The sequence below is a fragment of the Myxococcus sp. AM010 genome (genome assembly GCF_013372585.1).
Taxonomy (GTDB): Bacteria; Myxococcota; Myxococcia; order Myxococcales; family Myxococcaceae; genus Myxococcus; species Myxococcus vastator.
In genome coordinates this window covers 34,768-45,901 of sequence record NZ_JABXEO010000074.1, presented here as the reverse complement: position 1 = coordinate 45,901, position 11,134 = coordinate 34,768, and the positions used below count along the sequence as shown (strand labels likewise).

The 11,134-nt window shown below is 70.4% G+C and carries 8 protein-coding genes and 1 pseudogene; 3 read left to right on the top strand and 6 right to left on the bottom strand.

Translation table 11 applies throughout. From position 1 onward, the window contains the following. The 5 genes and pseudogenes from HV826_RS27805 to HV826_RS27785 form a co-directional block, all read right to left on the bottom strand. Positions 1-400 (bottom strand): annotated as a pseudogene (locus HV826_RS27805) (potassium transporter TrkA); the annotation flags it as partial. Between the two features lie 13 nt (positions 401-413). Continuing rightward, positions 414-1,619 (bottom strand): twin-arginine translocase subunit TatC, encoded by a 1,206-nt coding sequence (locus tag HV826_RS27800; RefSeq protein ID WP_176419989.1) that lies wholly within the window; start codon positions 1,617-1,619, stop codon positions 414-416. 48 nt (positions 1,620-1,667) lie between these two features. After that, the gene (locus HV826_RS27795; RefSeq protein ID WP_176419988.1) at positions 1,668-2,204 is read right to left on the bottom strand and encodes a twin-arginine translocase TatA/TatE family subunit; all 537 of its coding nucleotides are present in this window, start codon (positions 2,202-2,204) and stop codon (positions 1,668-1,670) included. A gap of 132 nt (positions 2,205-2,336) precedes the next feature. Then, positions 2,337-3,614 carry an MFS transporter gene (locus HV826_RS27790; protein ID WP_176419987.1) on the bottom strand — a complete coding sequence of 426 codons (1,278 nt, stop codon included), beginning with the start codon at positions 3,612-3,614 and terminating at the stop codon, positions 2,337-2,339. Between the two features lie 10 nt (positions 3,615-3,624). Next, a complete protein-coding gene (locus HV826_RS27785; RefSeq protein WP_176419986.1) occupies positions 3,625-5,673 on the bottom strand; it encodes a HAMP domain-containing methyl-accepting chemotaxis protein in 2,049 nt (682 codons plus the stop codon). A 111-nt stretch (positions 5,674-5,784) separates the two neighbouring features. Between HV826_RS27785 and HV826_RS27780 the strand changes: the two genes are divergently transcribed. The 3 genes from HV826_RS27780 (at position 5,785) to pyrF (ending at position 8,554) form a co-directional block, all read left to right on the top strand. Further along, positions 5,785-6,810, top strand: coding sequence for a histone deacetylase (locus HV826_RS27780; RefSeq protein ID WP_255208104.1), 1,026 nt, complete (start codon positions 5,785-5,787; stop codon positions 6,808-6,810). Between the two features lie 89 nt (positions 6,811-6,899). Then, positions 6,900-7,661 (top strand): SDR family oxidoreductase, encoded by a 762-nt coding sequence (locus HV826_RS27775; protein ID WP_176419984.1) that lies wholly within the window; start codon positions 6,900-6,902, stop codon positions 7,659-7,661. Positions 7,662-7,687: 26 nt separating this feature from the next. Next, complete coding sequence (gene pyrF, locus HV826_RS27770) at positions 7,688-8,554, top strand: orotidine-5'-phosphate decarboxylase (RefSeq protein ID WP_176419983.1); 867 nt, start codon at positions 7,688-7,690, stop codon at positions 8,552-8,554. Here pyrF and HV826_RS27765 read toward each other — a convergent pair. Next, positions 8,535-11,108 carry a penicillin-binding protein 1A gene (locus HV826_RS27765; protein WP_176419982.1) on the bottom strand — a complete coding sequence of 858 codons (2,574 nt, stop codon included), beginning with the start codon at positions 11,106-11,108 and terminating at the stop codon, positions 8,535-8,537. The two genes, pyrF and HV826_RS27765, sit on opposite strands and share 20 nt — an antisense overlap. Positions 11,109-11,134 lie beyond the last annotated feature (26 nt).

Sequence of the window (11,134 nt, the reverse complement as noted above, 5' to 3'; positions counted from 1 at the left end):
GCCCCGCCCCACACACCACGACGTGGCCCTTCATCGTCTCGGAGACCACTTCAATCCACTCCTTGTCGTTCTTGTGCCGGGCAAAGAAGAGGTAGGCGAAGCGCACCACGCCGTCCGCCACCAGGACGATGCCCGCGGGTGGAATCACCAGGTTGAGCAACTCCAACAACCAGTCGTCCACGTAGGGCAGCGACGGCTCGCCGTAGAGCAGGAAGTAGGTGTGGTGCAGCGCCTCGCCAAACTTGAGTTGCTCGCCGCCCGGCCCCCGGAACCGCCAGTGGAAGAGCAGCGGCCCGCCCAGGAACAGCACGGCGGACAGCAGCAGCGTGGTGCGAAAGCGCCGCACCAGCGCCCGCAGGTAGCGCAGATTGGCCCGGAAGTGCCGGCGGGACGGCTTCATGGAGGCTCCTCGACTACGACGCCGGGGTGATGCCCGTCTCCGCCGAGCTCCGCGCGCGACGCCGCTCCACCATCCACACCAACAGCACGCCCAGCTCGTAGCAGAGCAGCATGGGGCCCGCCATCAGCGACAGGTTCACCACGTCTCCCGTGGGAGTGATGATGGCCGCCGCGATGAGGCACACCACGAAGGCGTGGCGCTGGTACTTGAAGAGCCAGGACGACTTCACCACGCCCACCACGCCCAGCAAGGCCATGACGAGCGGCAGCTCGAAGATGATGCCAAAGGCCAGGATGAGCAGCAGCACCAGCGAGAGCTGCTCGTGCATGGACAACATGGGCCGCGTCCACCGCGCCGCCTCGTGCGCCGCGTGCGCCGTGGCCAGCTCCTTCTCCAGCCGCCACAGCCCCGCCAGCTCCTCGGTGCGCGCGGGGGCGATGTCCGCCAGCCGGCTCGCCGAGCCGTCCATGGCCACCGCCGCCGCCGCGAAGTCCTTCTTCCCGTAGGCCGTCACGGCCTCCATGCGCTTCTCCACCGCCTGCCGCAGCACGCCACGGGACTGCGCGCCGTAGCCCACCGACGCCGCGTCCAGGAGCCGCCCCAGGCCCTCCAGCCGCCCCGTCATCTCCACGCTGGCGGCGGGCGCGGCCTCCGGCGCGGGCGCCTGCCCCTCGCCCTCCGCGCGCAGCTGGGTGCTCGTCTCCTTCGCGATGCGTCCGGCCTCCTCCACTTCACCCAGGCGCAGGAAGCGCAAGGCGTCGTCCGCGCGCAGCCGGGCCGTGTCCAGGCGCTGCTCCAGCGCGAGCGTCTCCTCCTCGTTGAGGAGGAAGGTGAACATGGAGGGCAGCACCGCGAAGTAGCAGAAGGCGGCGCCGAGGAGGAAGGCGATGGAGCCGAACGCCACGAAGGGCGCGGCGAAGCGGCGCTCCTCCGGATACAGGCCGGGCGAGACGAAGCCCCAGATCTGCATCAGGATGACGGGCGTGGTGAGGAAGATGCCGCAGTACACGCCCACCTTCATCAAGACGTTCAGCTCTTCGATGCCGGACGTGTAGATGAGCGAGCGATTCTCGGGCGGCAGCGCGTCCAGCACCGGCTGCATCAGCAGGCCGAAAATGGGCTTGGCGAAGACGAGCGAAATCGCCCCCAGGACGAGCACCGCGAGGGTGCACCGCACGAGGCGCGAGCGGAGCTCCGTCAGGTGGTCCGACAGGCTCATGCGCAGCTCGGAGTCGGCGCCGGGGTTGATGGGCGGGGGGCTCAGGGCTCAGCTCCGTTTCGGGGCGTTGCGCGCCACCGTCCCCGGGATGGGCGACAGCGTGGGCGAGGTGGCGGAAGAAGCAGCGGGCTCGGGCGACGGCTCGGCGGCGGGCTCCGCGCCCGGCTCCCCCGCCTGCACGTCCGCGGAGGACACCTCGCGAGGCCCCTGCCCGTCCAGCTCCAGCACCTGCGTGGACGACGAGGGCGGAGGGGGCGCCGCATCGGCCGGGGGCGCCGCATCGGCCGGGGGCGCCGCGCCGTCCGTGGCGGGAGGCAGGCTGGCCTCGGGCCCACCCACGGCCTGCGGCGGCTGAGGCGCGAAGCGCGTCCCGGGCCTCACGGGCGCGGTGGGAGGCTCTCCGATTTCCTGGTCCATGGCGTAGAACTCACGCTCCACGACGTTGCGGACCTCATCCGTCTGGCGGCGGAACTCGCGCAGGAACTTGCCGATGCCGCGCGCGAGCTCGGGCAACCGCTGCGGCCCCAGAATGAGCAGCGCGGCCACCAGGATGAACACCATTTCGCCTGCGCCGATGTTGAACATTTTTCCTGACGCGCTCCCCGGAGCAGCCCGGTTTATCGCGCCCCGGGGAGGCAGGCGCAACCGTTCGTCGCGCCAAAGCATCCGCCCGCCACCCGGAATGGGCGGCAGGCAACCCGAAGGCGCCCTTTCATACTACGCGTGAGGATCCGCTCCGGGCGAGAGCGGAACCGCCATTCCTCGCGGGGGAGCGACCGCCAACGCCCGCGCCTGCTCCCGGCTCTGCACCCGCCGCTCCACCACCCACAGCAAGACGGGCAGCAACAGCGTCAAAACCATGGACACTCCAGCCATCTGCGGGATGCCGCCCAGGGTGCCGTCTGGCAGGTCTGTCAGCAGCCGAGCGCTGAGGAAGGCCCCCACGGCGGCGGCCATGTGCTGGACGGCGGACTGGAGGGACATGAACCGCGCGCGCACCGGGTTGTCCGGCACCCGCGACGTCAGCGTGTTGTACGCGACGTTGCGCGTCCCCATGGCGACCATGAAGAGCGTGAAGATGACGGGCACGGGCATCCACCGAGGCAGGTGGACGAAGCCCACGTAGGTGGACAACAGCACCAGCGTGGAGCCCACCGTGCCCACCACGAAGGCGCCGTACCGGTCCACCATGGGCCCCGCCACCCGCAGCGTCGCGAAGCTGGCGATGCCGCCAATGAAGTACGGCAGCCAGAGCAGCTCGCGCGGATAGCCCACGTTCTGCTGCAGATAGGCGGACAGGTTGGGGATGAGGACGAAGCCCGCCATCATCACCAACGCCGTCATCACGTACGACAGCTGGATGTCCCGGTTGCCCAGCAGCTCGAGCACGCCGGCCTGCTGGCGGGGCCCCGCGTCCAGGTGGCCGCGCACGGGGGGCAGGGAGAAGATGGCGCCCAGCACCACCAGCAGGCCCATGGCGGCCACCGCGAAGAAGGGCACGCGCCAGCCGCCGAACTCGGCCAGCTTCAGCGCCATGGGCACCCCCGCCACCGAGGCCACGGAGAAGGCCCCCATCACCGCGCCTAGCGCGCGTCCGCGCCGCTCCACGGGGACCAGGTCCGCGATGATGGACAGCGACAGCGACGTGGCCGGCCCGCCGAAGACGCCCGCCACCACGCGCGCCAGCAGCAGCGTGGACATCCCCGTGGCGAAGCCGCCCGCCGCCGTGGCCACCACCAGGCCCAGCATGGACACCGCCAGCGCCTTGCGCCGGTCGAAGCGGTCCAGGAAGTAACCACCGGCCAGCCCCGCCACGCTGGCGGCCGCCGTGTACGCGCCGCCAATGACGCCGATGTGCGACGACGCGATGCCCAGCCCCTTCGCGAAGTCCGGGCCCAGCGGCATCACCATCACGAAGTCCAGGATGTTGACGAACTGGACCGCGCCGATGAGGGCCACCACGGCGCGCTCGGAGACCTGTCGTTGTGTCGGCATGAAGAGGTGTCTACACCCGGAAGCGGCGAACCTCCGCACGGAGGATTTCCGCCTGCCGCTGGAGGTTGTCGATGGCCTCCTCCAGCTGCTTCACGGAGCGTGTCTGGTGCTCGGACACGCCCTTGATGGTCTCCACCGCCTTGAGCACCTGCTCGCTGCCCTTGGTCTGCTCCTTCTGGGCGCGGTTCAGGTGGGTGACCATCTCGTTGATGCTCTCGATGGAGCGGGTAATCTGCTTGCTCCCGTGCGCCTGCTCCTGGCTGCTGCGCTGCACGTGGGCGGTGAGCGCCTTCATCTTCTCCGCGCTCTTCATGATCTGCTCGCCGCCGCGGGCCTGCTCGTTGGAGGCCTTGGAGATCTGCTGCACCGTGTCGCTGATGCGGTGGATGGAGGCCGTCACCTGCTTGCTGCCGCGCGCCTGCTCCACGGTGGCCCGGGCAATGGCCTTCACCATCTGCGTGGACTTCTGGGTGCTGTCGTTGATTTTTCGCAGCGCCCCCTCCGCCTCCCGGCCCAACTGCACGCCCTCCTCCACGCTGCGCACGCCCTGGTTCATCACCACCACGGCGTTGCGGCTCTCCTCCTGGATGCTGCGAATGAGCTCGGCAATCTCTTTCGTGGACGCGCCGGTGCGCTCGGCCAGGTCCTTGATTTCCTCCGCCACCACCGCGAAGCCCTTGCCGTGCTCCCCCGCCTGCGCGGCGATGATGGCCGCGTTGAGGGCCAGCAGGTTCGTCTGCTCCGCCACGTCGTCGATGACGTTGAGGATGTTGCCAATCTCGGAGATGCGCCGGCCCAGGCTTTCAATGACGCTGGCGGCGCTGCGGCTCGTGTCCTTGATGCGGTCGATGCCGGTGAGCGTCTTGCGCAGCGCCTCCACGCCCGTCTGCGCCTCGTCGAAGACCTGCTCGGACAGGCGGGCCGTCTCCTTCGCGTTGGCCTCCACCTGGCCAATGGCGGCGTCCATCTCACTGATGGCCGAGGACGTCTCCTCCGTGGAGGCGGACAGCTCCTGGATGTTGGTGGCCACCTCCTTGATGGAGAACGTCATCTGTTCGATGGCGCTGGTCGTCTCCTCCACGCTGGCGGCCATGGCCTGGACGTTCTCCGCCACCTCGTCGTTGGTGGCGGCCATCTCCATGATGGAGGAGCTGCTCTCCTCGGCGCTCTGGTAGAGGACCTCCACGTTCTCCGCGATGCCGCGCAGCGAGGCCATCATCTCCACCATGGAGGAGGACGTCTCCTCCACGCGCGCCTGCACCGTGCCCGCGCCGGACGACACCGTGGTGCCGGTGCGGTGAATCTGCTCCACCACGCCCGCCACCACGTCCGACACGCCGCGCACCCGGCCCAGCGTGTCGCGCCAGCTCTGGGCGATGCGGTTGAGCGCCTCGGCGAGCTGGCCCAACTCGTCCCGCGTCCCCACGTCCACGCGGCCAGTGAGGTCCGCCTCCGCCAGTCGCCGTGCCATGCCCATCATCGCGTCCAGCGGCACCAGGATGAAGGCGCGGGAGATGAAGAAGGCCACCACCAGGAACAGCGCCAGGCCGATGCCGAACGCGAGCATCACGACGCGCTGGAGCTCGGTGACGACCGCGTCCAGCCCGGTGTTGTCGAGCACCAGCAGCACCTGTCCCACCACGCCGCCCGACAGCGTCACCGGGCGCGCCACGGAGCGGTCGCCGTTGGCGAAGCGGAAGCCATTCAGCGGTCGCCCCTGCCGGGCCTTCAGCTCCGCCTGGAACCACGCGGGCGGCTCGGCCGGGTGGGTGGCCAGCACCTGACCCTCGCTGGAGAGGACGGCCAGCACCTTGAAGTCGTCGTCGCCCGCGCGCAGCCGCTCCAGGCTGTCGGGCAGGGCCGCGGCGGGCTGGCTCGTGAGCATGCTGACGGCCTGGCTGGCACGGGCCTCGCCCCGCGTCTGCAGGCGCTGCTCCAGGTGGGCCTCCACGCGCGAGGGTACGACGAAGAAGAGCGTCCCCAGGATGAGGGCGAGGACGAACGCGAAGGAGCCCAGCAGCAGGCTGCGCAGGCCGGGTTTCTTGAACCGGAGAGCCAAGACGAGGCACTGTAGGAAGGGAAACACCGGCAGGGCAAGAACAGGGCGCCGGCGCGGCCTGTCCCCCAGGGGTGCTGACTTCCCGTCTGGCGGATGCGTAAGGTCTCCTTGATGTCCTCCACCCTGCTCCTGACGGATCCGCTCTTCTTCCAGCACGACCCCGGGCAGGGCCACCCGGAGTCGCCCTCCCGGCTGCGCCGCATCCTCGGGGTGCTGGCCAGCGCGCCGGTGAAGGGCACGGTGATGACCGCCCCGCGCTCCGCCACGGAGGCGGAGCTGGCGGCGGTCCACACGCCGGAGCTGCTGGCGTACCTCGCGAGCCTGAGCGGGCACGTCTCGCAGCTGGACCCGGACACCCACGTGTCGCCGGACAGCATCGACGCGGCCCGGCTGGCGGCGGGCGCCTCCGTGCAGGCGGTGGAGGCGGTGATGAAGGGCGAGGCCCGCAACGCCTTCGCGCTGGTGCGCCCGCCCGGGCACCACGCCGAGCCCGACAAGGCCATGGGCTTCTGTCTGTACAACAACGCGGCCATCGCCGCGGAGGCGGGCCGGAGGCTGGGCGCCGAGCGCGTGCTGGTGCTCGACTGGGACGTGCACCACGGCAACGGGACGCAGGCGGCGTTCTGGTCGCGCCGGGACGTCATGTACCAGTCGGTGCACCAGTTCCCCTACTACCCGGGCACTGGCGCGGCCCAGGAGACGGGCAAGGGCGAGGGCGAGGGCTACACCGTCAACGTGGGCCTGCCGGGCGGCAACTCGGACGCGGACTACGGGATGATTTTCGAGGAGCTGCTGCTGCCCGTGGCGGAGGCGTACCGGCCCCAGCTCATCCTCGTCTCCGCGGGCTTCGACTCGCACCAGCACGACCCGATTGGCGGCATGGACGTCAGCGAGCGCGGGTTCGCGGCCATGTGCTCGGCGATGAAGGCCCTGGCCGACAGCGTGTGCCAGGGCCGGCTGGTCCTGCTGCTGGAGGGCGGCTACTCGCTGGAGGGCCTGTCCCAGTCCGTGCATGCCTGCGTGGAGGTGCTCGCCGGGCGCAAGGACGGCTTCCCCACCGGGGACACCCACGCGGACGCGAAGCACGCGCTGCGGGTGAGCCGCGAGGCGCTGCGGCCGTACTGGCCTCGCGTGTAGAGCGTTGGCTGGATGGCGCGCCGCGTCTCGCGCCGCTGTTCTTCCCCTGGCAACCGTGCGAGAAGCCCGGCAGCACACGGGAGGACTGCATGGTGGAGCTGAACTACCGGACGGCGTTGGTGACGGGTGCATCCAGCGGCCTGGGACGCGGGCTGGCGCTGTGGCTCGCCAAGCGGGGCGTCCGCGTGTTCGCCGCCGGGCGCCGCCTGCCGCAGCTCCAGGCCCTGCGGGACGAGGCCCAGGCGGCCGGCGTCACCGTGGAGCCCGTGGCGCTGGACGTCACCCAGGCGGACGCCACGCTGGAGCGCATCCGCGCGCTGGACGCGGAGGCGGGCGGGCTGGACCTGGTGGTGGCCAACGCGGGCGTGGGCGGCACGACGAACGCGAAGCGCCTCCCATGGGAGCGCGTGCGCGGCATCATCGACACCAACGTCACCGGCGCCGCCGCCACGCTGAGCGCCGTGCTGCCCCAGATGGTGGAGCGCCAGCGCGGGCACCTGGTGGGCGTCTCCAGCCTCGCGGGCTTCCGCGGGCTGGCCGGCCACGCGGCCTACTCCGCGTCCAAGGCCTTCCTGTCCACCTTCATGGAGAGCCTGCGCGTGGACCTGCGCGGCACCGGCGTGCGCGTCACCTGCATCTATCCCGGCTTCGTGAAGAGCGAGCTGACGGCCAACAACAGCTTCCCCATGCCCTTCCTCATGGAGACGCATGACGCGGTGGAGCTGATGGGCAAGGGCATCGTCCGGGGCGACGCGGAGGTGTCCTTCCCCTGGCAGCTCGCGGTGCCCACGCGCCTGGCGAAGGTGCTGCCCAACCCCCTCTTCGACGCGGCCGCGCGGCGGCTGCGCTGACCTTCCCCTTCCCACGGAGACGCCCGGTGACGACGCCACAGCCCTTCGCCCACCGCTTCAGCCTGCTGGCCGAGCAGCGCTCGCCGTTCTGCCTTGGCATTGACCCGTCGAGAGACTTGCTGACGCGCTGGGGCCTGCCCGACAACGCCCAGGGCCTGCGCGACTTCTGCGAGCGCGTGGCCGACGCGGCGGGGAGCGCCGTCGCCGTGGTGAAGCCGCAGAGCGCCTTCTTCGAGCGCCACGGCCCCGCGGGCCTCCAGGTCCTCCAGGAGCTGCTGCGCCGCTTCAAGGCCGTGGGCACCCTCACGCTGCTGGACGTGAAGCGCGGCGACATCGGCTCCACCATGGAGGCCTACGCCGAGACAGTCTTCGGCGAGGGCAGCGCCTACGAAGCGGACGCGGCCACCTTCACCGCCTACCTGGGCCTGGGCGCGCTGCGGAAGACGCTGGAGCGGGCGCGCGCGTCCGGCGCCGCCGCCTTCGTGGTGGTGCGCTCCTCCAACCCGGAGGGCAGCTCACTCCAGACGTCGCGCGGCGAGGACGGCCGCACCGTGGCGGAGGCCCTGGCGGACGGCTTGCGCGCCTTCAACGAGCAGCCCGGCCAGGACGCGGCGCCGGTGGCGGGCGCCGTCATGGGCGCCACCCTCCCCGGCTCGGACCGCGGCGTCATCGAGCGGCTGGGCGGCGCGCTGCTGCTCACGCCCGGCATCGGCGCGCAGGGCGCGGGCTTCGACGACTTGAAGCGCCTGTTCGCCGGGCGCGAGGCGCAGGTCATCCCCACCGCCACGCGCTCGGTGCTGGAGGCGGGGCCGGACACCGCCGCCCTGCGCCAGGCGCTGGAGCGGCACCTGGCGCCAGCGCGCGCCTTCCGCGCTACTGCGCGCCCATCATGAACTGGTCGACGTCGACCGTGTTCTTGTCGGGCACCGCGTCCTTCGGCTCGGTGCCCTTCTTGAAGAACATCAGCTCCGAATCCCTGGCGCCCGCGGGGGCAATCTTCCCCGTCTTCCTGTCGATGTGGAGCCGCACCAGGTTCATGGACTGCCACGGGTAGAACTCGGACTGCGTCCGGTCCCCCAGCGCGCGCTTCATGTAGTTGAGCCAGATGGGGAGCGCGGCGCGGCCGCCCGTCTCGTAGCGGCCCAGCGGATGCGGGTTCAAGTCGTAGCCCACCCACGCCACCGTCACCAGGTCGCGGGTGTAGCCGGCGAACCAGGCGTCGAAGGAGTCGTTGGTGGTGCCCGTCTTCCCCGCCGCCGGCTTGCCCAGGCGCTGCGCCGGGCCACCGGTGCCCTGGAGCACCACGCCGCGCAGCAGGTGCGTGAGGATGAAGCCGGCCTCCGGGCTCATCACCTGCTCGCCCGGCTCGAAGAGGCGCGCGTAGCCAGCGGCCACGCGGTCCTGCAGGGGCGCCCACGCGTCGTCGAAGGCCGTGTGGTCCTCCAGCGTGCGGCCCCAGCGGTCCTCAATCTTGCGGATGAAGTACGTGGGCTTCTTGCGGCCGTAGCGGTTGAAGGTGGCGTAGGCGTTGGCCAGGTCCACCGGGTACACGCACGAGGAGCCGAGCGCCGCGGAGAAGTCCATGTTCATGGGCGTGGTGATGCCGAGCTTCGTGCTCCACGCGGCCATGTTCTTCACGCCCACCGCGCCGAACGTCTTCACCGCGGGCACGTTCAGCGAGTTGACCAGCGAGGTGCGCAGCAGCACCTCGCCCTCGAACTTGTCGCTGTAGTTGGCCGGCTTCCACGACACCTTGGTGTCCGGGTCGTGCTCGACGATGGGCGAGTCCACCAGCACGGTGGCCTCCGTCCAGTCCAGTTGCTCCAGCGCCGCCGAGTACACGAAGGGCTTGAAGGAGCTGCCCGGCTGGCGGCACGCCTGGAAGGCGCGGTTGAACTCGTTGTCGTCGAAGTCGTAGCCGCCCACCATCGCGGTGAGGTACTGGCGGTGGGGGTCGATGGAGACGAGCGCGCTCTGCGCCTCGGGCGTCTGCTCCAGGCGGAAGAGCTTCACGCCCTCGCTGGGGATTTCGTCCGCGAGCTTCTTGTCCCACTGCTCCTTGTCGTCCGTCAGGTCCTTCTTCGTGACGTGGCGCACCACGACGACGTCGCCCTCGGAGATGGCCCGCTTCACCGAGGAGATCATCATCGCCGGGTAGTAGCCCTCCGGGTTCACCTTGCGCGCCCAGCGCATGCCCAGCAGCGGCAGCCGGCCGGCGTGCCCGCCCACCTGCACGTCCGCGCCCTTGCCGTCCCCGTCAATGGACGTGACGACGGCGACGTAGAGCCGGTTCTCCACCAACTCCTGTGCGCCCATGAGCTTCTTCGAGCGGTCGATGAAGGCGCGGATGGCCTCCTTCGACGCGAGCTGCTCCACCGGGCCGCGCCAGCCCTGGCGCTTGTCCACCGACAGCAGGCCGTGGAGCACGGCGTCCTGCGCGGCGCGCTGGCGCTCGCTGTCCATGGTGGTGAAGACCTTGAGGCCGGCCTTGAGCAGCACGGGGTTGCCGTACCGGTCCACCACGTCCTTGCGCACCTGCTCCACGAAGTACGGCGCGAACTCGTGGAACACGTCCTCCACCGGGTACACCTTCACCTCTTCGGCGTTGGCGGTGTCGTGCTCCTCCTGCGAAATCATGCCCTCCACCAGCATGCGGCGCAGCACGTAGGAGCGGCGCTTGCGGGCCGCCTCCGGGCGCAGGAAGGGCGAGTACCGGCTGGGCGCCTGCGGGAGGCCCGCGATGAGCGTCATCTCGCCCAGGGTCAGGTCGCGCACGTCCTTGCGGTAGTAGTTCTCCGCCGCGCTCTGCACGCCGTAGCTGTGGTGCCCGAGGAAGACGTTGTTGAGGTAGAGGTAGAGAATCTCCTCCTTCGTCAGCGACTCCTCCAGGCGCCGGGCGAGGATGGCCTCGCGAATCTTGCGGGTAATCGTCTTCGCGGTGGCGGACTTGTAGCCCTCCGCGGAGATGAGCACCGCCTTCGCGGTCTGCTGCGTCAGCGTGGAGCCACCCTGGATGCCGCCCGAGCGCAGGCCCAGCTTCGAGCCCACCGTCTTGAAGCCGGCGCGCGCGGTGCCCAGCACGTCCACGCCGAAGTGGTCGAAGAAGCTGGAGTCCTCCGACGCGATGAAGGCCTGCACCAGGCGCTTCGGAATCCGCGCGTAGGGCACCACCTTGCGGCGCTCCTCGTAGAACTCGCCGGCGAGCACCGCGTCATCCGTGTAGACCTCGGTGACGATGGGCGGCCAGTACTCGTCCACCTTGGGGATGGCGGGCAGTCCCTCCGCGTACACGTAGTACACGGTCGTCACGGCAATCACGGCGGCCGTGGCCCCCGTCAGCGCCAGCCATCCCGCGGTCTTCAGGAGGAACTTCCACCAGCGCTTGGAGGGGACGCCGTCGAGCACCAGCTTCGAGCGGCTGCGGTCAGCGGATTTAGGGTCGGACATACGCGTTTCTTTTGTGCCTCGCGGGC